This is a genomic window from Paenibacillus ottowii (genome assembly GCF_050516475.1).
GTDB classification, from domain to species: Bacteria; Bacillota; Bacilli; order Paenibacillales; family Paenibacillaceae; genus Paenibacillus; species Paenibacillus ottowii.
The window spans coordinates 4091725-4114368 of the sequence record NZ_CP191577.1; the positions used below are offsets into that span (position 1 = coordinate 4091725).

Here is a 22644-nt window from a genome sequence, read left to right on the forward strand (position 1 = left end):
ATACATTCATTTTTTATACATTCATTTGTCAAAATTAAAAATTTATAATGTCATAACAGTACTTGATTGTTTCCAGTCACATAACGATTGAATGAGGCTTTCAATGGTTGCCTTCTCTGACATCAAACTGACAGTCAGGCCGGCTTGGGTTGCTGTCTCACCCGTCAAGGGGCCGATCACAGCGATCGTAACTCCCTTCAGCAGCGACACTGGATCACTGATCCCCATTTGTTTGAGGGCTTTCAAGAAAAAGGTTACGGTTGAGGAACTGGTAAACGTAATCGCATGAATGGCACGTTCCTCAAGCAGTTTGAGGAGCTCGTCATCCTGTGTATTGGCCGCCAGCACCGTTTGATACAAGTCAGCCTCGGTCACATGAAGTCCCCTCTCCCTCAGCTGATCCGGCAACCAGGAGCGAGCAAGATCACCTCTTGGAAGAAATACGCTTTGCCCTGCCTGCAAATCCTGCTCAAACGCCTCAAGCAATCCCTCTGCCTGAAAAGGTCCTTCGATCTGTTCTGCTACAATTCCACGCTTCCGAAGCGCATCGGCCGTAGCCGGTCCAACAGCGGCAATACGAGCTTTGTATAAAGAACGCACATCCTTCCCCTGTTCCTTTAAGTGAGTGAAAAAGTATTCCACTCCGTTAACGCTGGTAAAAAACACCCAGTCATATTCAGGAAGTCGCGTAAATGCCTCTTTAATTTTCTGTTTTGTTGGCTCGTCCGAAGGGACAACCGTCTGGATAACTGGGAATTCATAAGGTTCACCGCCAAGCTCCTCAATCCGGTGAACCAGACTGCTGGCCTGTGCGCGTGCGCGGGTAACCAAAATTCGCTTTCCAAACAAAGGCATATCCTCTGCCCATTTTAACTGTTCACGCTGATTGACCACTTCTCCGACAACGATGACGGCGGGCGGTTGAAAATTGGCTGCCTTCACCTTGGCTTCAATATCCGCCAGCGTACCCACTAGCGTATCTTGCTCGGCGCGGGTCCCCCAACGGATCAAAGCAACTGGAGTATCGGACGGCTTACCGTGCTTTATCAGCTGATCACTGATATAGCCGATCTTCGCTACACCCATCATAAAAATCAGTGTACCCGTTGCGTTCGTAACTTTATCCCAATGAATACTTTTATCGAGTTTATCTGGACTTTCATGACCTGTAATGATCGACAGCGACGAGGCCATATCCCGATGCGTAACAGGAATGCCTGCATAGGCAGGCACGCTGATAGCTGATGTAATGCCAGGTATGATTTCATAGGAAATACCGTGTTTACGCAGCAGCCCAGCTTCCTCGCCGACTCGTCCAAAAATCGTAGGGTCTCCCCCTTTGAGCCGGACGACTGTTTTTCCTTCCAAGGCTAAATCCACCAGCAGCTGATTAATATCCTCTTGCTTCATGGTGTGACGATCTGGCAGCTTGCCGACATATATTTTTTGGGCCCCTGGCTTCATCAGTCCCAAGAGACGAGGGCTTGCCAGTCTGTCATATACAATGACATCGCCCAGTTGAATGCATTCCCAACCTTTGACCGTAATTAATCTCGCATCTCCGGGTCCTGCACCTACTAAATATACCTTTCCCACCATTCCATTATCCCCTCACCTGCGCCAGAATCTGTTCCGCTCCTTTGGCAATCAAACTGGCCGCCACCGCTTCTCCCAACTTCTGCGGATCTTTCCCCTGGAGCGTTTCCTTCAAAATAACCTCGCCATCTGGCGAGCCTACCATCCCTGTAAGACTGATTTCTTGACCAGCCCAGACCGCATGAGCCCCGATCGGCACTTGGCATCCCCCATTTAACACACCCAAAAAGGTTCGTTCTGCTGCAACCGTGGCCGAGGTATCTCGGTCGCTGTAGAGGTTCAGCAATGCCAATAGCTCTTCATCGCTCGCGCGACATTCAATGCCAAGCGCTCCCTGCCCCACTGCCGGCAAACATGCTTCCACCGGTATATAGGACGTAATTCGGTCTTTCCAGCCCATGCGGTGCAAGCCTGCTGCCGCCAGAATGATGGCATCAAAACCTTCCGTCTCCAGCTTTTTCAGACGGGAATCAATATTACCGCGTACGGGTTCCAATTGTAGATCAGGTCGCATGGACTTGATTTGACTTGCTCTGCGTAAGCTACTGGTGCCCACCTTGGCTCCTGAAGGCAAATCCTCCAGACTCTTGGCTCCCAATGTGATCAGGCAATCACGCGGGTCCTCACGGCGCGGTACAGCGCCGTTGACAAGACCTTCCGGCAATTCGGACGGCATATCCTTCATACTATGTACTGCCATATCAATTTCACCGGCCAGCATGGCCTGTTCAATCTCTTTGACAAAAAGTCCTTTGCCACCCACTTTGGATAGGGTTACATCCAATATCCGATCACCCTTGGTCAGGATCTTCTTGACGACAAATTCTAAATCCAATCCATGCTCCGCGCACAGTGCATTCAAATCCTTAATGACATGCCCGGTCTGAGTTAACGCCAAAGCGCTCTGTCTGCTGCCTACCACAATTGTTCGCATGTTATTCCTCCTGATTTTGCGCAATCCATAGATCTATTTCTTGTTCAGTCCAAGCCGTAAATTCATGACGTCGTATTTGATCCAAAATTCCGCTATTCGCCATGCGTCTTAGTAGTTTGGTCCTCTGCTGTGGGGAACTTACCTTGCGTTTGATGATCTGTCGCATATCGTGCATAAAATCCAGATAAGGCTCGTATTCGCTGCCGAACAACGTATCCAAGGCTGATGTAATATCAGCGGTCACAGCGGGACCTGCCCCTTCTGTGGAAATACTAATCGTCAGTCTCCCTCGTCGAATGATACCCGGCGTTATAAAATCTCCCTCTTCCGAGCGATCCGTCACATTTACCAGTATACCCCTTTGCCGGGCCTCATGCGCAACCTCATTATTCACTTCTCTCTGGTTCGTCGCCGCAAATACAAGAAAGGCTCCCTGGAGGTCACCCTCGCGATATACGCGATTTACCCAGTGGAGCTGCTTGTGATCGGCCAGGATCTTTAAATCCGGCGTTATATTCGGGCTAATGACGGTGATGAACGCCCCACTTTCCATCATCCCCTTAACCTTTCGTTCCGCAATCCTGCCGCCGCCTACAACACAACAGACCTTATTCTTACAATTCAACGAAATCGGGACAAAATGCTGCAACTGGCTTTTCACTCTCCCGTCCACTGATGAAATACAGACCAGGAATTCAGCAAAAAATTAAGAATCAATAGCGTGTAGCCGACCAAAGACCACTTTGCCATAATAAGACCTGAACGCTGGTTCAATCTTTTGCTCACTAAAAATACAATATACACACATAAAGCAATTGCTGTCATCAGCACTTTGGTATCTAGTAAAAGACGCCAGCGTTCCTCGGCAATAATAGAAATAACAGCGACGACAATAGAAACTCCCAGCAGAGGAGTACCAATTAACAGCGCCATATGCGTATACCGATCCATCATTTCCAGGCTTGGCAGGCGCCTAATCGTGTCATTCCATTTCTTTACTTTCAATTTACGATGCAAAAACAGATATAACCCCGAAAACACAGCGGCTACCGTCATTGCGACAAAGCCAAGATTAGCTAGTGCAATATGAATCAGAAGCAGCCCATGCACGGTGTGCCAATTGCCAAGCGGGTTGTCGATCGGCACCATCCATATATTGTTGAGCACAAGAACAGCAAAGCTAATGATATTAAGCAACAATACTGCGAATTCGGATCTTTGATAACGTGACAGAATTAAAGAAATCAGTACCAAAATAAATGAGAATAGAAACAGAAAATCGTAGGGCACAAAAATAGGAAGATGACCTTCATTCCAGGTTCTCATTCCCATATAAACAAGCTGGAGCACTACAACGACAACAAGAAGCCCTGTACCTGTCCGTTTTGCATTCGCATTGCGACGAATTCCATCCGAAAATACAAACAGAAGGCTCAGGGCAAAAACATAAATCATTGAATCATATATAAGTATGCCTGAGGACACGTCTGTTCACCCACCTTACAGGCTGGCCGGCGCAAACGACGCTGGCAAAGACTGATCCTGACCGGTTTTTCCATGAACCCCAGCCTCCGGCTTTATTAATGCAGATGCATCGCTTTTATCTACTTTCTGAGCGGCGTCCTCCAAACGATCCTCCAGAGCAAAAATGTGGCTAAACATGTCCAGCGCCTCACTTCCCTGCTTTTGGACAGCCATTTCTTTGACGCGATTGATCGGATCATGCATCATCTGATTCAGCATACTTTTCGTCAAACGGCTTATGACCTTACGCTGCCGTTCATCGAGCTCGGGAAGCTTGTTGAACAAGCTTTCCAGCGTATCCTGATGTATAGACTCCGCTTTTTCTTGTAGTGCACGAATCACCGGACGCACTCCCATCGTTTTCAACCATTGATAAAACTCGCTAAGCTCATCTTCAATCATATGCTCGATTTTAGCAGCCTCAGTACGACGCATTTCCAGATTGCTCTCAACGATCCCTTCAAGATCGTCAATATCATATAGGAAAACATTCTGCAAATCGCCAATCGCCGGATCCAGATCGCGCGGAACCGCGATATCAATCATAAACAAAGGACGGGACTGACGACGTTTCATACTAGCTTCAACGCGGCTGCGATCCAGAATATATCCCTGAGCACCCGTCGAGCTAATCACAATATCCACATCCGCCAACCGATTTATGCCTTCCTCCATCGTAACTGGCGTTCCGTTAAACTTGGAGGCTAGGTCTTCCGCGCGGGACAAAGTTCGATTTGCTACAATCACCTCAGCAGCTCCGCCGCTATACAAATGCTTAACGGTGAGCTCGCTCATTTTACCAGCACCGAGGATCAGTACCTTTTTATCCGTAAACATCCCGAAAATCCGTTTGCCCAGTTCAACGGCTGCATAGCTAACGGACACGGCGCTTTCTCCAATAGACGTCTCCGAATGGGCACGCTTGCCCAATGTGACGGCCTGCTTAAACAACATATTAAACCACGTTGCCGTAATTTTCTGGGATTGAGCCTGAAGAAAAGCATTCTTTACTTGTCCCAAAATTTGTGTTTCTCCGATGACCATAGAATCCAGACCACAAGTCACACGGAACAAATGCCGAATTGCCTGTTCGTCCTCATATATATATAAATGTTGTGTAAACTGATCACGAGGAATGCCAAACCATTGCTCCATAAAACTGCGTATAAAATAACCGCACATGTGAAGGCGGTCCACCACAACATATATTTCAGTCCGATTGCAGGTTGCGACAACTACGCCCTCCAACACACTTTTGGTAAGTTTGAGTTGTTCCAGCGCTTTGGGCAAATCCTGTTCTGCAAATGTAAAACGTTCCCTGACTTCCACAGGCGCCGTACGATAATTCAACCCAACAACGACGATGTGCATTGTAAATTCACCTGCCTAAACTATAATAAGAATAATCACTGTTCTCATAAACTATGTTAATTATATCACAGAAGTCCGAATCCCCTTCGGCTGTTTTATGAATTGTTTATGAAAATTGAATGACTTTCATGAACGTTAGCCTATTCTGTATGACTTGGTTTAGTGTAGACCACTTTTAAAACAAATAACCATGGAAATGTTCCATGGTTATTGATATAGGAAGCACATACGACTCCATAAAAAAGAAATTTTACACTAACTCAGCCAGCTTGCACTCCGGAGATTCCACTTGAAGTTCTCCCAAGCCGCGAATCAGCTTCTTCGCATATGTTTTTTTCGGTTTTAGAACGGATACCAGGTAATTAATTGCCAGCTGCGGATCAACAGTTTCACCACAAGTATAGCAATCAATAGCGGCAAACCCTTTCTCAGGATACGTATGAATAGAGAGGTGACTCTCCGACAACAGTACAAGCACGGTAGCTCCCTGTGGTTCGAATTGCTTGGATTGAACGGACATCACCGTTGCTCCGCAAGCTTCAGCAGCTTCTACTAATTGAGCCTCCAGAAACTGTGCATCATTCAGTAATTCAAACTCTACACCCCAAGTATCTACGGCAACGTGTCTTCCGAAAGTAGAGTATTCCAATTCCATCTTTCGGTTCCCCCTTCCTAGGAATAAAATGTTTGATAAAATTTCATCCGCTAGGACCTACGTCATTCACTTCCCGAGGGATAACCTCTCGCAACATTCAATGTCCTGAGTGAATCCTGGTTCCTATATTCATATTCAATTTCAACGAGATTAAAAATAACATCTATATGCAGCAAATGCAATCATTTTTTCGAATAAAAAAGCCCCTTTCGGTAAGGAAAGGAACTACACTGCATAACAATTCACTTCATATATTCAAAGCCTTTTTAAGCTTCCAGTGCAAATAATTTGGAGCAACTCTCCCGAAGCTTGTGGTCAATCTGTTCTAGCTCAGAGAAAGTACGCGCCAAATTCCGCTCGTCAAGTAACGAATTAATGAGATTGTATACATCTGATATTTCATTTTCGACATCCTGATGTTGAAAAAGATGTTGCAGTTCTTGCACTGTATTTCTATATTCAAACACCAGCCTGGAGCCTTCCGCATTCTTTTCCATAATTTTACGAACTGCACCTTCATTATAAAAATACACCATAGTGAATCCTTGATACATTCGATAAACAATACCTTCACCCTTAAAGCGAACAAATAGTTGGCGTATAAACAGGGTCAACTGGGGATGAACTAAGCGGCAAGTCAATTCACAGACAAACGCTCCCTCTTTGGCTTCAAAAAACAAATGAACTTCCTCACCTGCAATATGCTCCAGAACGATTTCCTGTCTCCCGTGATCCAGAACTTTAATATGATAATGCACCTGGGGATCATCCACTGCCTGCAAAAATTCGTCCATTTGGTTTTCTGACAAGGTCAAAGTCGTTTTTACATACTCTGTGGCTAACCGCTGTGCCATACCAATCTCCTCAATTCTATCCTGTACCTTTAGTGTAAGCTTTGTGCTTTATTATACATCAGACCTGCAGCGCTTTTCTTGCGCACCAAATCATAAATATCCGCCATTCCTCGGAAATAAACGGAAAATAACGGAGCTACGGCTGTATTATCCTCGCTAGGCTCACTTTTACACTGAAATCCCGCGGTTTCCTTTAGTAATTATGTATTATTCCCACCAACTTAGTGGGTTTAATTGTTTTTTGAACCAATTCTACGAAAAAAGGACGCCCTAAAGGACGTCCCTAGCCTTACAATTCCGTCTGCTCTTCGTCGTCATTCTCTATATAACTGGAGATGACCGACCACAGCTCTTCCTTGCCCATACCTTCTTCGGATGAAAAGGGGATAAACAAACCCCCGGGAAGTATGCCGAGTTCCTGCTTGATTACTTTATAGTGCTTTTCTCGCCGAGTTTTAGGGATTTTATCTGCTTTTGTGCCTACAACACAGACCGGAAGCCCGTTATGGCGCAGCCAGTCGTACATCATGATATCATCCTTGGACGGCGGGTGGCGCAAATCTACCATTTGCAGCACCAGCTTAAGCGGCTCACGTTCCAGCAAATAAGACTCAATCATCTGCCCCCAAGCCTTGCGGGACGTTTTGGATACCTTAGCATAACCATAACCGGGAAAATCGACAAAATAGAGTTCATCATTAATCCGGTAATAATTAAGTTGCTGGGTTTTACCCGGCGTAGAACTGGTACGCGCCAAATTTTTACGGTTAATCATCCGATTAATCAGCGATGATTTCCCAACATTGGAGCGCCCTGCCAGAGCAATCTCTGGCAAAGCGTCCACAGGAAACTGACTCGGGCCAACCGCACTTATTATAAATTCTGCTTTTGTTACTTTCATTGTGTCCTTAATTCCTCTCTAATGTACCCTTGCCTGCTCAACCAAAGCATGCTTTAACACCTGATCCATATGGGCAACGGGAACAAATTCAACATCCTGCCGGATACTGTCGGGAATATCCTTCAAATCCCGTTCATTATCTTTGGGAAGCAGAATTTTTTTGTAGCCTGCCCGATGGGCAGCCAGCGACTTCTCTTTCAAACCACCGATCGGCAGTACGCGACCGCGCAGTGTAATTTCGCCCGTCATAGCTACATCCTTGGATACATGACGGTTGGTCAGAGCCGAAATTAATGCGGTAGCAATCGTAATTCCGGCAGATGGGCCATCCTTTGGAATCGCTCCCTCAGGAATATGAATGTGGATGTCATTTTTCTCATAGAAGTCCAATTCAATGCCCAGCTCGGCAGCTTTGGAACGAGTGTAGCTGAATGCCGCCTGTGCGGATTCCTTCATAACATCTCCAAGTTTACCTGTAAGAATCAGTTTGCCGCTGCCAGGCACGACCGTCACTTCAATCATCAGTGTTTCACCACCGACCTCTGTCCATGCCAAGCCTGTAACCGTACCGATCTGATCTTCCAGTTCTGCTACACCGTAGCGGAATTTGGCAATACCCAAATAATCTTTCAAATTATCCGGTGTGATTTCAATCGGTCCTTCGCCACCGGATACAACTGACTTCGCGGCCTTGCGGCATAGAGAAGCCATTTGCTGCTCAAGATTCCGCACACCGGATTCACGAGTATATTCACGAATGACACGCAGTAGCGTATCCTCCCCAATGACCAACTGTTCCTCTCCCAAGCCATGCTCTCTCTTCTGCTTGGGTAATAAGTACCGGTTGGCGATTTCCAGCTTCTCCAGTTCGGTGTAGCCGGGAATATATAGCGTCTCCATGCGATCCATCAGCGGACGCGGGATATTGTGTGCAGCATTGGCTGTCGTTACAAACATCACGTTGGATAGATCAAACGGCAACTCAACAAAATGATCGCTGAACGTGTTGTTTTGTTCAGGATCAAGCACTTCGAGCAATGCCGCCGATGGATCGCCGCGGAAATCGGAGGCCATTTTATCAATCTCATCCAACAAAAAGACTGGATTAGAGGTTCCAGCTGTCTTCATTCCTTGAATGATCCGGCCCGGCATTGCGCCAACATAAGTCCGGCGGTGACCACGGATTTCCGCTTCATCCCGTACACCTCCGAGAGAGATGCGGACAAATTCCCGGCCCATGGATTTGGCGATCGAGCGAGCCAGCGAGGTCTTGCCGACTCCTGGCGGACCTACGAGGCACAGAATAGGTCCCTTGATGGTCTTCACCAGTTTGCGTACAGCCAAATACTCCAACACCCGCTCCTTAGGCTTATCCAGCCCATAGTGGTCATGATTGAGTATCTCCTCCGCTTTGGCGATATCGAGATCATCATCGGTAAACTTATTCCACGGCAAGCTTAACAGCCAATCGACGTAATTGCGGATGACACCACCCTCGGCAGAGCTTGCTGGCATCTTTTCCAGACGGTCAATTTCCTTTTCGACCTTCTCCTTCACCGGAACAGGCAGCTCCCGTTCACTTAGCTGGTTGCGTAGTTCTTCAACTTCTCCTGCGCGACCTTCCTTCTCGCCAAGTTCCTTCTGAATGGCCTTCATTTGTTCACGCAGATAATACTCCTTCTGCGTCTTTTCCATCTGCTTCTTCACACGCTGGTTGATTTTACGTTCCAGCTCCAGCACTTCACGCTCATTGTTCAAAATATCTAGGAGCTTCTCCAGACGCTGAGTAACGTCGATTGTCTCCAATATATCCTGCTTTTCTTTAATTTTGAGCGTCAAATGACTTGTGATCACATCTGCCAGCCGTCCTGGCTCCTCGATATCAGATACCGCAGCGAGAGTCTCCGGCGTTACCTTTTTGGACAAATTGATATAATGCTCGAACTGAGTTAATACAGTGCGCATAAGCGCATCCGTTTCAGGCTGTACGATTTCTGCCTCGTGCAGCTCTTTCGCCATTACCTCGTAATACTCTTCATTGTCCGTATATTGAATAATCTCAGCGCGTTCCAGCCCTTCCACCAATACTCGAATGGTTCCGTTGGGAAGCTTGAGCATTTGGCGTACTTTGGCTACCGTGCCGACTCGAAAAATATCCTCTTGTGTGGGTTCTTCAATATTAACTTCTGATTGAGAACACAGGAGAATCAAATTGTCTTCAACCATCGCTTTTTCCAAAGCCTTGACCGATTTTTCCCGGCCCACATCGAGATGCAGAACCATACTCGGGTAAACCAGAAGTCCTCTTAAAGGCAGCAAAGGAAAACGACGACCTTTTGTCTTGGTGGGTCCCATCGCTTTCGCACCTCCAGTGATTCTCAGGTTCCGGATTTTACAATCCTCACGTTGCTATCTTTCATATTTTATCAAATGTTTTATAAAAAAACCAATGAAAGACTAGTTCATTAGCAAGATCCTGTCTCTGAAATAGTCCCATTATGCGTACCATCCGCCTGTAACAAGGAGGATTGGGATGGACGAAAAGTCTCAATTGGCGCATGTACAGGCGCATCTGTCGTCATCTCTTCCCCAAACACATGACGGAACACTTCCGTCACCGACTGTACAGGAATGACTTTTAGCCCCTCAATGCTATCAAAAAGAGCTTGCCAGTTGTCCTGTGGAATGATCACTTTTTTGGCCCCGGCTTGAAAAGCAGCTTCCACCTTGGCTAATACGCCGCCAATTGGCTTGACACGACCATGGATGCTGACCTCGCCAGTCATGGCGATTTCATGATCCACCGGAATTCCCCGCATGGCCGAAGCAATAGCTGTTGCCATCGCAATCCCTGCCGACGGACCGTCAACCGGCGTCCCCCCGGGAAAATTGATATGCAGATCGTAATTAGACGGAGATAAACCGAGCGTACGCAAAACCGTCAGCACATTTTCCACAGAGCCTTTAGCCATGCTCTTACGACGCAGTGTTCGAGAGTTGCCTCCAATCTCTTCCTCATCCACAACACCCGTAATATTATAGCTTCCCTTTCCTTCGGAAACGGGAACTGCGGTAACCTCAATTTCCAGAAGCATGCCCATGTTCGGACCGTATACAGCTAATCCATTAACGAATCCGATTTGCGGCAAGCCTGGTATTTTTCGATCAGGACGGGGCTGAATTTGGCTGCTACCCGCTACCCATTCTACGTCCGAAGCATCGAGTCGTTCTCTTTTCTCGGTAAGTGCCAAACCAGCAGCAAGCTGAATCATATTGACTGCCTCGCGGCCGTTAGTTGCGTATCGCTGTACAACCTCCACTGCCTCTGGACAAGGACCAAAACCCAGCTTGTGAACAGCATCTTCAGCAATACGAGCAATCTCCTGCGGTTGCAGGGCGCGGAAATAAATTTCCATACACCGGGAACGAATAGCTGGTGGCAGCTCATGCGGCGAACGAGTCGTCGCACCTACCAACCGGAAATCTGCCGGCAAACCATTTTGGAAAATATCGTGAATATAAGCAGGAGTATGTGAATCTTCCGAATTGTAATACGCACTTTCCAAAAATACCTTTCGGTCCTCCAGCACTTTCAGCAGCTTATTCATCTGTGTTGGATGCAGCTCACCAATCTCATCAATGAACAACATTCCTCCATGTGCCTTCGTTACAGCTCCTGGTTTAGGTTGGGGAATACCGGCTACACCCATCGCTCCTGCCCCTTGATAGATTGGATCATGCACGGAACCAATTAATGGGTCCGCGATACCACGCTCGTCAAAACGGGCGGTTGTAGCATCAATCTCCGTAAATTTAGCATCTCCCTTGAACGGGGAGGACTGATTTTTCTTAGCCTCTTCCAGCACCACACGTGCAGCAGCCGTTTTCCCTACACCAGGGGGACCATAAATAATGACGTGCTGCGGATTCGCACTGCATAAAGCCGCCTTAAGTGCACGCAGCCCGTCCTTCTGACCAACGATATCCTGTAACGTAGCAGGTCGTGTGCGTTCAGCCAGCGGTTTGGTAAGTGAAATAGAACGCAATTTACGCAACTTATCCAATTCCTTCCGGGATTCCCGATCCACCGCACTACGGTTCGTTTTCTGGCTCCGCAGGAGGTTCCAAAAATACAGACCAATGACAATCCCGAAAAACATTTGTACCAATAACAATATCATAGTCAAGTCCATCGTATTTCCTCCGTTTCTCATCTCAGCAATTTAAAAAAAGCTGTTCTATGAAAAACAGTATTTCCTTTTCCACGAGAGCTAAACGGCAGTCCTTCAAAAGATCAGAGAGAAATACAAAAACACCGTGAAAAACAGTTCTGTAGCAGAGCTGCCCTTCACGGCGTTTACATCATGACAATAGCTTATGATTATACCTGTTTTAAATAACCTTTGCCTACACCTTTTCGGCAGTGTGACGCTCTTCACGTCCAGGTATTTTACCTGTTTCTTCATAAGCCTTAACGATGATATCAATTTCTTTTTTCAATTCGTCAACCATTTCAGCCTCAGGGACTTTACGAATCATCTTTCCGTAACGGAACAACAGGCCTTCTCCACGTGCTCCGGCAATTCCGATATCAGCTTCCTTCGCTTCACCCGGGCCGTTAACTGCGCATCCCAGTACGGATACTTTAATCGGCACCTTGAGTTTTGCAATGTAATCCTCTACCTCGTTCGCAATAGAGAACAAATCAATATCCAAACGCCCGCAGGTCGGACAAGAAATCAATGTAGCTGCGTTCGTGATCAGCCCGAATGTTTTGAGCAGCTCCCGTGCTACCTTCACTTCTTCTACCGGATCGGCACTTAGCGAAATACGCATTGTAGACCCGATACCTGCTGATAGCAAGGCTCCCATGCCCGCTGCGCTTTTAACCGTTCCAGTAAAGAGTGTACCGGCTTCGGTGATGCCCAGATGAAGTGGATACTTAATAATTTCAGCTGCCTTTGTGTAAGCAGCAATGGCCATCGGAACGTCAGAAGCCTTCAGGGATACGATAATATCATGGAAATCAAGTTCTTCAAGTATCCCGATGTGGTACAGTGCACTTTCTACCATTGCTTCTGGCGTAGGGTAGCCGTACTTATCCAGTAAATGCTGTTCCAATGATCCGGCATTCACACCAATTCGAATCGGAATCCCCTTTTCCTTACACGCCTTAACGACAGCCTCCACTTTTTCACGTCGTCCAATGTTGCCTGGATTTATGCGAACCTTGTCAATCCCATTTTCAATGGCCAGTAGAGCCAGCTTATGATTAAAGTGAATATCTGCAACCAGCGGAATATGAATCCGCTTCTTAATTTCCTTAATGGCAGCGGCAGCTTCCTCATTGTTGACGGTAACCCGCACTATTTGACATCCTGCTTCTTCCAGACGAAGAATCTCAGCTACCGTAGCTTCCACATCTGCTGTCTTGGTTGTACACATGCTTTGGATGATGACTTCATTGCTGCCGCCAATCGTCAGATTCCCGACTTTAACGGGACGTGTGTCTTGTCTTAAGAACATGTACTTTTCTCTCCCATTAACGCCAAACCTCCACCCCATAAAACCTCATACAGGTTTAGTGAAGTGGAGATCTGGCTTCTCATATTGTAGAGATCGCGAAGTATCAATCCTTAGGCGCTCTCTTCTTGTTTTTTATCCTTATCTGTACCACCGAGTTCCGGTGCGATTTTGTCTTTTACTACCTGCTCGTTGATGACGCAAGTCGTCACATCGTCACGGGAAGGAACTTCGTACATAACGTCGAGCATAATACCTTCAATGATTGCACGAAGGCCACGGGCACCCGTGTTACGCTTGATCGCCTCACGAGCAATGGCTTCCAGAGCATCTTGCTTGAACTCCAGCTGCACATTGTCCAGTTCCAGCATCTTCTGGTATTGCTTGGTCAACGCATTTTTCGGTTCAGACAGAATACGAACCAACGTCTTCTCATCAAGCGGCTCCAGTGTAGAAATAACTGGCAAACGTCCTACGAATTCCGGAATCAGACCGAATTTCAACAGATCCTCAGGCAATACCATGGAGGTATATTCGCCTGGTTTCAGATCTTTTTGTTCGCTAGTAGCGTTAAAGCCGATGACCTTCTTACCGATACGACGTTTGATCATTTGCTCCAGGCCATCAAAGGCACCGCCGCAAATGAACAGGATATTCGTGGTATCAATTTGAATGAATTCTTGATGCGGATGCTTGCGACCGCCTTGCGGTGGTACAGAAGCAACCGTACCTTCCAAAATTTTAAGCAACGCCTGCTGTACACCTTCACCTGATACATCACGGGTAATGGACGGGTTTTCGGATTTGCGGGCTACTTTATCAATTTCGTCAATGTAAATAATGCCGCGTTCTGCTTTTTCTACATCATAATCGGCAGCCTGAATCAGTTTCAGCAAAATGTTTTCAACGTCTTCACCCACATAGCCTGCTTCCGTAAGGGAAGTAGCATCTGCGATAGCAAATGGGACGTTCAAAATTTTAGCCATCGTTTGCGCAAGCAACGTTTTACCCGAACCTGTAGGTCCAAGCATCAAAATGTTACTTTTTTGCAGTTCCACATCATCAATTTTGTTTTGTGTGTTAATACGTTTGTAGTGATTATATACCGCTACAGACAATGATTTTTTCGCTTGATCCTGACCAATAACGTATTGGTCCAGAATTTCACGGATTTGCATTGGTTTTGGAATGTCTTTCAGGTCTACTTCTTCCTCATGACCCAATTCTTCCTCCACAATCTCCGTGCACAGCTCGATGCATTCGTCACATATATATACGCCCGGTCCGGCAACAAGCTTGCGAACCTGATCCTGAGATTTACCGCAGAAAGAACATTTTAATTGTCCTTTTTCATCATTAAATTTAAACATAGAGCCACCCCTTTACAGATTAATCGGTTTAGACAGCACCTGGTCAATGATACCGTATGCTTTCGCCTCTTCCGCTTCCATGAAGAAATCCCGGTCAGTATCACGTTCGATTTTTTCGAGGGGCTGACCTGTACGCTCCACATAGATTTGATTCAGCTTAGCACGTGTTTTGATAATCCAGTCCGCATGAATCAGCATGTCAGAGGCTTGCCCCTGAACGCCACCGAGCGGCTGGTGAATCATGACTTCACTATTGGTAAGCGCATATCTCTTGCCTGGCGCACCGGCTGTGAGCAATAAAGAACCCATACTAGCAGCCATGCCTACACAAATCGTCGATACGTCCGGCTTAATGAATTGCATTGTATCATATATACCCATGCCCGCAGTTACAGAACCGCCTGGCGAGTTAATGTACAAATTAATATCCTTCTCCGGGTCTTCCGCAGAAAGGAACAATAGCTGTGCAATGACGAGATTGGCGACATCGTCATCAATTGGGCCACTTAGGAAAATGATGCGATCCTTAAGCAACCGCGAGTAAATATCGTAAGATCGTTCTCCTCGATTCGTTTGTTCCACAACCATAGGGACGAGACTCATCACGACCAACCTCTTTTCTTTATTAAAATGAACACCTGTATTCATCCGCTTCCTTATGTCCCATTAAAACGAAAGCGGCAATCATGAAACGTGAACACCTTACAAAATATTTTAACATGTTCAGAGTCTCGTGTCATATTTGCCTGCCCATATATGAAGTGCAGGCTATTTACAGACGCCCTGCCGAGACCTTCTCATATTTAACCATGTTTCGTATGTATGTGCAAATATACGGTAGTGACTTATGTAAAACATGAAAACACCATTCTCAGCGCTTTCCATAAACGACTAAAATTTGGGTTGTCTAAGGTAAAAATAAGGCACGTAACTTTCACTACGTGCCTTATCTTTATCTAATTTACTACGTTGCAGCCTGTTACAGCCTGCACGTATATTTTATCGTTTGAACTACTCAGCAGCTGCAGCTGGCGCTTCAACTTCTTTGCTGTTTTCCACCAGCAAAGCGATTGTTTTGCGCAGTGAGATCTCTTCTTTCAAGTTAGCGAACGATCCGTTACTTTCCAGAATGCTGCGGATCTCTTCAACAGAGCGTTTGTAAGTATCAGCCATGTTTTGCAGCTCTTCATTGATTTCAGCTTCGGAAACTTCGATGTTTTCTGCTTTAGCCACTTGCTCCAACACGAGGTTGTTGCGTACGCGCTTCTCAGCATCAGCTTTCATTTGCTCTTCCAGGTCTTCCTTGCTTTGACCGGAGAAGCCAAGGAACATTTCAAGGTTCATGCCTTGGCTGCGCAGACGGTTGTCGAAATCGCGAACCATGTTTTGCACTTCACTCTTAACCATTGCTTCAGGAATGTCGATAGTTGCATTTTCAGCAACTTTCTCCACTACAGCGCCTTCACGAGCTGCTTTCGCTTCGTTTTCTTTGCGCTCCAGCAATTGCTTTTTCAAGTCTTCCTTGAATTCAGCAAGCGTGTCAAATTCACTTACATCTTTAGCAAATTCATCGTCCAATTCAGGAAGAACTTTGCGTTTCAGTTCATGAACTTTCACTTTAAATACAGCTTGTTTACCAGCAAGGTCAGCAGAATGGTAGTTCTCAGGGAACGTTACTTCAACATCCTTGGAATCACCTGTGTGCAAACCAATCACTTGATCTTCAAAGCCAGGAATGAAAGTGTTGGAACCCAGCTCCAGAGAATACTTCTCAGCTTGTCCACCTTCAAACTGTACGCCGTCTACGGAACCGTCGAAGTCAATGATAGCTGTATCACCGGATTGAGCAGCATCTTCATCAACGACAACCAATTCAGCATGACGTTGTTGCAGGCGCTCCAGCTCTTGAGCCAGTTCTTCGTCGCTTACTTCGATTTTGCTTACAGGCACTTCTACACCTTTGTAGTCGCCCAAAGTTACTTCAGGTTTAACTGTAACTTTTGCTTTGAATTTGAAAGATTCGCCTTTAGCAAATTGATCAATTTCAACATCAGGGCTATCCACCGGGAAGATGTCTGTTTGCTCTACAGCTTGGCTGTAAGCTTCAGGCAACAGGAAGTCAATCGCATCCTGGTACAGACTTTCAATGCCATAACGTTTTTCAAAGATAGGACGTGGCACTTTACCTTTACGGAATCCTGGTACGCTTACTTGTTTAACCACTTTATTAAAAGCTTTGTCGAGTGCAGCGGCTACACGATCCGCGTCTACCTCAACTTCAAGAACCCCAAGGTTCTTCTCTATTTTCTCCCAAGTTGCTTTCATTTTATGCTTTCCCCTCCAACAAAATCTTCACTTAGTTTTCAATACAATCAACGCACACAAAATAACCATTATAGTATATCTAACATTACTGTCTTTTTCAAGAGCGGCCCTTGAATGCTTTAGCAGGTAAACGTTTCCGGTCATTAAGGTGTGTTCATTCCCGCTGCTACGAATAATCGCATTGACCGATACGCCTGCTCAAAACGGAAGCGCAGTGCATCTGTAATGCCATATATAGCACGAGTTTCTTCTTCACTATTATTCCCGTTCAAACTTTCCGAAACTGTCTGATGGAGAGCTGCTGCCCAAATATCCGGCATTCCGTCCTCTTCGATCAACATCGATCTGTAATCTTTCGTACCGTACACGGCCATCACAAACTGTGACCATAGCTCTTGTGCAAAATAGAATAGTGTAGGCTCATGCACTTCCGTCTGATCGGCTACCCGTTCCAAAATACGCATAATCGCCTCTGGAAAATCACCCGGCTGTAACGGAACCGTTTCAATATCGATTTCCGCTTTTTCATCCCCACGTCTGATTTCTATCGTTCCTTCCATTCCGCGACGTCTCAATGTCTGCAGAACACGGAATTGGAGAAGAGGATGGATTTCCCGTTCCGTAATCCAGCGAAGCAAGGCATCGTCGATCTCTGGCAGTTCCAAATAGGATAGCTGTTCCAAAGCTAGTATCGTCTGTTCGGATAACGGTTGATCCATAGCCATCTGCAAGAGCTTGTTACCGTAGCCTGCATCCTGTTCCTGCTTAAAGCGCGCATGACGGCGAGCCAGCTCAACTTCACTGACTTCGTCTTCTTCCACAGTGTCCGTTACCGCCCCGCTCTCAGCGTACTGTGGAAAAGCAGCTTCCAACCATTGTAATAGAGCATTCCATTCATCGTATTGTTTCTGCTCCTGCCCTTGACACTGCATCAAAAAACGCAGCATTGCCATCGCTTCTCCATAACGTTCGTTTTCAAGCATCACCGTGAGCTGGATTTGATAGTAGTCCAGGGTCTTCGGAAACAATACGATATTATTTTCTTTTGTCGTCACCTTGGAGTCCTTTATTTCAAGGCACCCCCTCTCCTCCGCAAGCTAAAGTATTTGTAGATTATATGGGAAACAGCAGCCGAAGTTCAACTACTCGTCTTCAACATATTCACCTGTATTCTAACATACCCTTATATAAGGCAAAAAAAACGATGTGTAGCCTGAATTTATGTAGTGTAGAGCCTGAGTAAGCGAAATATGCAAAATAAGGCTTGAATCTTTTCCATCCATATGTTATATTAATCTTCGCTTGAATTTTATGTCCCAGTAGCTCAGCTGGATAGAGCAACGGCCTTCTAAGCCGTCGGTCGGGGGTTCGAATCCCTCCTGGGACGTATAGCCGAAGCTTCCTATTTAGGAAGCTTTTTTTATTTTCTAGCAAAATAAGCCCCCTATAACATTGAAACCTATCATCGTATTACAACCTATTTTTATGTAGAAAAGGCTGTTTCCGTCGTGCTGTTCGAGCACTTATCTGGGACAGCCTTTTAATCGAAGATATACCATTACACCGCTTGATCGCGTGGAGTAGTAAGGAGTTTAATCAAATGAAATTAATATCTTGGAATGTAAATGGTTTAAGAGCCTGTGTAAACAAAGGATTTTATACTTATCTAAAAGAAACGAATGCTGATATTTTCTGCGTACAGGAAACGAAGCTTCAAGAAGGACAAATCCTTATGGAGAACATGGAGGAATATTCGCAGTACTGGAATTACGCTGAGAAAAAAGGATATTCCGGTACGGCTGTTTTCACCAAAAACAAGCCGCTCTCTGTGCATTATGGACTTGAAGAAAATGAAGAGCCAGAGGGTCGAACGATTACACTGGAATTCGAAAAATTTTATCTTGTCAATGTATACACACCGAATACGAAACGGGACTTATCCCGATTGCCATACAGGCTGGAATGGGAAGACCGTTTTCGCAACTATCTGCAACAACTAGACACTCTGAAGCCTGTCATCATTTGCGGAGACCTGAACGTGGCTCATCAGGAGATCGATCTCAAGAATGCCAAAGCCAACTACGGAAATGCCGGCTTCACGCCCGAGGAACGAGACCGTATGTCACAGCTGCTCGCCGCCGGATTCATAGATACCTTCAGATATTTTTATCCTGATCGGACGGATGTTTATTCCTGGTGGTCCTATATGCCAAAGGTAAGGGAACGGAATATCGGCTGGCGGATTGATTACTTCCTCGTCTCGGAGCGGCTTCGTCCGCAATTAATAGATGCAAGTATCGATTGCCATATTACAGGCAGTGACCACTGCCCTGTCATATTGGAATTACAAGATTTTTCTGCATAGATCCCCTACCTGACGCAAAGATTTATAAAACAAAAAAAGCCGTCATGCTCTGCTTTACAGCATGACGGCCTACATAATTTGAAGCTATTGCTAACTTGCATCTGGTTTTCTGTTTAAAACCCGTTCTTCGCCATCATTTGCTTGAACCACAGCGCACTTTGTTTGGGGGTCCGTTCCTGCGTCTCGTAATTGATATGTACAATACCAAAACGCTTGCTGTATCCCCAGGCCCATTCAAAGTTATCAAAGAAAGACCAGACAAAATAGCCCTTGAGCTGACCTCCCTCCCGGATAAAGCGGTGACATGCCTTTAAATGCTCTTCAATATAGCGCTGACGCCCGGTATCCTCAATCTGTCCATTCACCAGTTCATCCTTCATCGCTGCTCCATTTTCCGTGATCAGAATGGGTAAGCCCTTGCTAAAATCCTTCTCAATCCGCATCAGCAGCTTATAAAAGGATTCAGGGTGAATCTCCCATCCCATGTCTGTTACTGGCTCCTCCATGTGAACCTGCTCTACTTGCAGCAATGAGGCGTCGTTAGTTGCTCGAATGATGCTGCGGGTATAATAGTTAATGCCCACAAAATCTCCCGGCTGCTGAATCAGCTCTAGATCACCAGGCTGTACAAAATCCAATCCATTCAGATATGTTCCGTACCATTCCACCATATCTTCAGGGTACTTTCCGTTAAACAATGGCTCAGCAAACCAACGATTAATAAAGCCATCTCTTCTGACGGCAGCGGCTACATCCTCGGGTCGCTCGGAAGCCGCATCCACATGTTCCATGTTTAGCGTAATGCCAATTTTACCTGTTAATCCTTTTTCCTTATGCAAATTGATGGCAATCCCATGACACATCAAAATATGATGGGCGGCAGTAAAGGCTTCCCTCCAGTTCTCATGACCAGGGGCATGCTCTCCTGTACCATATCCCAAAATAGAGGCGCAAAAAGGCTCGTTTATCGTATTCCACCATTTTATTCGCTCGCCAAATCGGTCCATGATTACAGAGGCATACGTTTTAAAATGTTGGATAATCTCTCGCTGCGTCCATCCACCCTCGTCCTCAATCCACTGCGGTAAATCCCAGTGATACAGTGTCAGCATCGGAATTAATCCGGCCGATTCAAGCTCATCCAGCAGATGCTCATAGAAGAGCAGCCCTTGTTCGTTAACCACGCCGGGCGCGGGCATAATGCGCGGCCAAGCCACAGAAAAGCGATAATGTAAAAAGCCAAGCTGTTTCATTAATTGCACGTCTTCTTTAAAGCGGTGAAAATGGTCACAAGCCACATCTCCGCAATCCCCTTCGATTACCTTCCCGGGTATTTGACAGAAAGTATCCCAAATGGAGGGCGTTCTGCCGCCCTCATTTGTGGCACCTTCAATTTGATAAGAAGAGGTTGAAGTTCCCCACATAAAAGTGGTAGGAAATACAAAGGTATTTTCGCTCATAATCGGTACCTTCCTTTCAGAAATCAAGACTTCACAGCTCCGGCCATTGCACCGCCGACAATAAAGCGCTGGAGGAAAATATACAAAATAACCAGCGGTAGAGTAACAATCAGGATACCGCAAGCAAGCAGCGGCCAGTTGTTCATGTATTGTCCGTAGAAGGAGAAGAGTCCCTTGGTCACTGGCTGATACGCAGGATCAGACAAATAAATGGTAGGACCGATAATATCGTTCCATGCCCCAATGGCCGTCAAAATGATGCCTGTCGCCAACACCGGCTTCATCAGCGGTACAAGAATCGTAAACAAATAACGTGAATACCCGCATCCGTCCATTGCTGCCGCTTCATCCAGCTCTCGGGAGACAGACTTGATATACCCCACAAACATCAGGAAAGCGATGCCGGTACCCGTTGTTTTCAGCAAAATAAAACCAAGCTGTGTATTGTATAGTCCCAGGCTATTAATAAGGGCAAATTGCGGAATCAGCGGATTGGGGAGATACATGGATATCAGAAAAAATACATAAAAGAAGGTGCTAAACTTTACGTATCCTCGCGCCAATGGAAAGGCTGCAAACACGGATATAATCAGTGTTAATAACGTAGATACGCCTGTATACAAGATGCTGTTCCACATGTATTGAGAGAAATTCCCCTTCTCCCAAGCATCCATGAAATTCTCCAAGTGCAGACTCTTGGCTAGCGCTACAGGATCCATCAAATACTCGCTTTGAGTCTTCACCGATACATTAAAAAGGTAGAAAAGCGGGAAAACATATAATGATAGCATGAGCAATACGATGGTATAGCTTAGTATTTTAGTTCCTTTGCTGCTGCTCATTACATCTCCACCTCTCTTCTACGCAAGTAATAGAGAGCAACCATCGACACCGTAAACACGAACACAAACTGGACCATAGCAACTGCGGAAGCAAGACCGTAATCTGACGTTCCGGTGCCAAAAGCTGTGGCATATACATCAAACGCAAGCGTCGTCGTGTTGAATTTACCACCTGTCAGCACATAAATAATGTCGAAGGTTTGCAATGCGCCGATAATGGACAAAAGCATATTGACGGTAAAGGATGGTGCTATCATCGGAAAAGTAATATTTTTGAACGCTTTCCATCCGGAAGCGCCGTCCATATATCCTGCCTCATATAAATCACTGGGAATGGATTGGAGTCCAGCTAAGAAAATAGTCATCGAGTAGCCCATATACATCCAAATTTGCACAAAAATAATTAATTCAAATGCAATATTGTAATCTCCGAAGAAGTTGGAGCTGGTTCCGAAAAAGTTCAACAATGCTTGTGCAGGCCCTCCAAGCGGATTGGCTAGCAGCTGCCAGATCAGACCGGATACCGTCACCCCGAGCACAACAGGCAGGAAAAATACAGAGCGATATAACATATCGCCTTTGAGCTTTTTATTAATAAGAATAGCCATGAACAGCCCAACTGCGTTTTGAATCACAACCACTGCTACTGCGAAATATAAGGAACGTCCAATGGAAGCAATGCGATCTCCAGAATCGGAGGAGGTAAAAAAGGTCGTGTAATTCTCGAATCCAATAAAATTCCACGTCTGGCCAGGAACCCCGGTAGCGTCTGTAAAGGAAAAAAGTACGGTTACCATAGAGGGTCCAAAACCAAGCAGCAAATAGAGCAGCACCGGAATACTCAGTAAAAGATATGGCATTATCCGGGCAGCACCCTTTCCAAAGGGATACATGGGTCTCACACCTTTTTACATTTTTTATAGA

Annotated in this window: 19 protein-coding genes and 1 tRNA gene; 2 read left to right on the forward strand and 18 right to left on the reverse strand. The window is 45.9% G+C overall.

The window, feature by feature from the left end:
* Nucleotides 1–42 precede the first annotated feature (42 nt).
* From cobA to ACQQ6X_RS19100, 15 genes are all read right to left on the reverse strand, one after another.
* On the reverse strand, nt 43–1599 hold the full coding sequence (gene cobA, locus ACQQ6X_RS19030; RefSeq protein ID WP_305166587.1) for a uroporphyrinogen-III C-methyltransferase: 1557 nt from the start codon (nt 1597–1599) through the stop codon (nt 43–45).
* 4 nt (nt 1600–1603) lie between these two features.
* A complete protein-coding gene (gene hemC, locus ACQQ6X_RS19035) occupies nt 1604–2530 on the reverse strand; it encodes a hydroxymethylbilane synthase (RefSeq protein ID WP_305166588.1) in 927 nt (308 codons plus the stop codon).
* A 1-nt stretch (nt 2531) separates the two neighbouring features.
* Nucleotides 2532–3155 (reverse strand): precorrin-2 dehydrogenase/sirohydrochlorin ferrochelatase family protein, encoded by a 624-nt coding sequence (locus ACQQ6X_RS19040; protein WP_430493481.1) that lies wholly within the window; start codon nt 3153–3155, stop codon nt 2532–2534.
* A gap of 32 nt (nt 3156–3187) precedes the next feature.
* Entirely contained in the window at nt 3188–4015 is an 828-nt protein-coding gene (gene ccsA, locus ACQQ6X_RS19045) for a cytochrome c biogenesis protein CcsA (RefSeq protein ID WP_305166590.1), read from the reverse strand.
* 15 nt (nt 4016–4030) lie between these two features.
* A complete protein-coding gene (gene hemA, locus ACQQ6X_RS19050) occupies nt 4031–5425 on the reverse strand; it encodes a glutamyl-tRNA reductase (RefSeq protein ID WP_305166591.1) in 1395 nt (464 codons plus the stop codon).
* Nucleotides 5426–5675: 250 nt separating this feature from the next.
* A complete protein-coding gene (gene speD / locus ACQQ6X_RS19055; RefSeq protein WP_063212800.1) occupies nt 5676–6074 on the reverse strand; it encodes an adenosylmethionine decarboxylase in 399 nt (132 codons plus the stop codon).
* Between the two features lie 272 nt (nt 6075–6346).
* On the reverse strand, nt 6347–6934 hold the full coding sequence (locus ACQQ6X_RS19060; RefSeq protein ID WP_149034057.1) for a non-ribosomal peptide synthetase module: 588 nt from the start codon (nt 6932–6934) through the stop codon (nt 6347–6349).
* A gap of 289 nt (nt 6935–7223) precedes the next feature.
* Entirely contained in the window at nt 7224–7835 is a 612-nt protein-coding gene (yihA, locus tag ACQQ6X_RS19065; protein WP_305166592.1) for a ribosome biogenesis GTP-binding protein YihA/YsxC, read from the reverse strand.
* 18 nt (nt 7836–7853) lie between these two features.
* Nucleotides 7854–10190 (reverse strand): endopeptidase La, encoded by a 2337-nt coding sequence (lon, locus tag ACQQ6X_RS19070; RefSeq protein WP_305166593.1) that lies wholly within the window; start codon nt 10188–10190, stop codon nt 7854–7856.
* A 110-nt stretch (nt 10191–10300) separates the two neighbouring features.
* Nucleotides 10301–12028 (reverse strand): ATP-dependent protease LonB, encoded by a 1728-nt coding sequence (lonB, locus tag ACQQ6X_RS19075; protein ID WP_064797470.1) that lies wholly within the window; start codon nt 12026–12028, stop codon nt 10301–10303.
* A 214-nt stretch (nt 12029–12242) separates the two neighbouring features.
* Entirely contained in the window at nt 12243–13361 is a 1119-nt protein-coding gene (ispG, locus tag ACQQ6X_RS19080; protein ID WP_063212213.1) for a flavodoxin-dependent (E)-4-hydroxy-3-methylbut-2-enyl-diphosphate synthase, read from the reverse strand.
* A 110-nt stretch (nt 13362–13471) separates the two neighbouring features.
* Entirely contained in the window at nt 13472–14728 is a 1257-nt protein-coding gene (clpX, locus tag ACQQ6X_RS19085) for an ATP-dependent protease ATP-binding subunit ClpX (RefSeq protein WP_013372695.1), read from the reverse strand.
* A 12-nt stretch (nt 14729–14740) separates the two neighbouring features.
* Nucleotides 14741–15331, reverse strand: a complete 591-nt coding sequence (clpP, locus tag ACQQ6X_RS19090) for an ATP-dependent Clp endopeptidase proteolytic subunit ClpP (protein ID WP_063212211.1) — start codon at nt 15329–15331, stop codon at nt 14741–14743.
* A gap of 408 nt (nt 15332–15739) precedes the next feature.
* Nucleotides 15740–17053 carry a trigger factor gene (gene tig, locus ACQQ6X_RS19095; RefSeq protein WP_064797469.1) on the reverse strand — a complete coding sequence of 438 codons (1314 nt, stop codon included), beginning with the start codon at nt 17051–17053 and terminating at the stop codon, nt 15740–15742.
* A gap of 143 nt (nt 17054–17196) precedes the next feature.
* Complete coding sequence (locus ACQQ6X_RS19100; RefSeq protein WP_305166594.1) at nt 17197–18108, reverse strand: hypothetical protein; 912 nt, start codon at nt 18106–18108, stop codon at nt 17197–17199.
* 258 nt (nt 18109–18366) lie between these two features.
* Between ACQQ6X_RS19100 and ACQQ6X_RS19105 the strand changes: the two genes are divergently transcribed.
* Together ACQQ6X_RS19105 and ACQQ6X_RS19110 are read left to right on the forward strand one after the other, a co-directional pair.
* Nucleotides 18367–18440: transfer RNA gene (locus ACQQ6X_RS19105), tRNA-Arg, on the forward strand.
* Nucleotides 18441–18653: 213 nt separating this feature from the next.
* The gene (locus tag ACQQ6X_RS19110; RefSeq protein WP_305166595.1) at nt 18654–19418 is read left to right on the forward strand and encodes an exodeoxyribonuclease III; all 765 of its coding nucleotides are present in this window, start codon (nt 18654–18656) and stop codon (nt 19416–19418) included.
* 113 nt (nt 19419–19531) lie between these two features.
* On the opposite strand, the gene ACQQ6X_RS19115 is transcribed toward ACQQ6X_RS19110, so the two are convergent.
* The 3 genes from ACQQ6X_RS19115 to ACQQ6X_RS19125 are packed head-to-tail and all read right to left on the reverse strand — an operon-like array spanning nt 19532 to nt 22613.
* Nucleotides 19532–20878 carry a GH1 family beta-glucosidase gene (locus ACQQ6X_RS19115; RefSeq protein ID WP_305166596.1) on the reverse strand — a complete coding sequence of 449 codons (1347 nt, stop codon included), beginning with the start codon at nt 20876–20878 and terminating at the stop codon, nt 19532–19534.
* A 23-nt stretch (nt 20879–20901) separates the two neighbouring features.
* Complete coding sequence (locus ACQQ6X_RS19120) at nt 20902–21720, reverse strand: carbohydrate ABC transporter permease (RefSeq protein ID WP_305166597.1); 819 nt, start codon at nt 21718–21720, stop codon at nt 20902–20904.
* Nucleotides 21720–22613 carry a carbohydrate ABC transporter permease gene (locus tag ACQQ6X_RS19125; RefSeq protein WP_305166598.1) on the reverse strand — a complete coding sequence of 298 codons (894 nt, stop codon included), beginning with the start codon at nt 22611–22613 and terminating at the stop codon, nt 21720–21722. Before ACQQ6X_RS19125 ends, ACQQ6X_RS19120 begins: the two co-directional genes overlap by 1 nt.
* Between the last annotated feature and the right edge of the window lie 31 nt (nt 22614–22644).

Excerpts from the sequence above, each read along its gene's own strand:
- hemA (WP_305166591.1), bottom strand. The coding sequence starts at position 5,425 with ATGCACATCGTCGTTGTTGGGTTGAATTATCGTACGGCGCCTGTGGAA.
- cobA (WP_305166587.1), bottom strand. The coding sequence starts at position 1,599 with ATGGTGGGAAAGGTATATTTAGTAGGTGCAGGACCCGGAGATGCGAGA.
- lonB (WP_064797470.1), bottom strand. The coding sequence starts at position 12,028 with ATGGACTTGACTATGATATTGTTATTGGTACAAATGTTTTTCGGGATT.
- yihA (WP_305166592.1), bottom strand. The coding sequence starts at position 7,835 with ATGAAAGTAACAAAAGCAGAATTTATAATAAGTGCGGTTGGCCCGAGT.
- ACQQ6X_RS19060 (WP_149034057.1), bottom strand. The coding sequence starts at position 6,934 with ATGGCACAGCGGTTAGCCACAGAGTATGTAAAAACGACTTTGACCTTG.
- ispG (WP_063212213.1), bottom strand. The coding sequence starts at position 13,361 with ATGTTCTTAAGACAAGACACACGTCCCGTTAAAGTCGGGAATCTGACG.
- clpP (WP_063212211.1), bottom strand. The coding sequence starts at position 15,331 with ATGAGTCTCGTCCCTATGGTTGTGGAACAAACGAATCGAGGAGAACGA.
- ACQQ6X_RS19110 (WP_305166595.1), top strand. The coding sequence starts at position 18,654 with ATGAAATTAATATCTTGGAATGTAAATGGTTTAAGAGCCTGTGTAAAC.
- tig (WP_064797469.1), bottom strand. The coding sequence starts at position 17,053 with ATGAAAGCAACTTGGGAGAAAATAGAGAAGAACCTTGGGGTTCTTGAA.
- lon (WP_305166593.1), bottom strand. The coding sequence starts at position 10,190 with ATGGGACCCACCAAGACAAAAGGTCGTCGTTTTCCTTTGCTGCCTTTA.
- ACQQ6X_RS19120 (WP_305166597.1), bottom strand. The coding sequence starts at position 21,720 with ATGAGCAGCAGCAAAGGAACTAAAATACTAAGCTATACCATCGTATTG.
- hemC (WP_305166588.1), bottom strand. The coding sequence starts at position 2,530 with ATGCGAACAATTGTGGTAGGCAGCAGACAGAGCGCTTTGGCGTTAACT.
- ACQQ6X_RS19115 (WP_305166596.1), bottom strand. The coding sequence starts at position 20,878 with ATGAGCGAAAATACCTTTGTATTTCCTACCACTTTTATGTGGGGAACT.
- clpX (WP_013372695.1), bottom strand. The coding sequence starts at position 14,728 with ATGTTTAAATTTAATGATGAAAAAGGACAATTAAAATGTTCTTTCTGC.
- ACQQ6X_RS19125 (WP_305166598.1), bottom strand. The coding sequence starts at position 22,613 with ATGTATCCCTTTGGAAAGGGTGCTGCCCGGATAATGCCATATCTTTTA.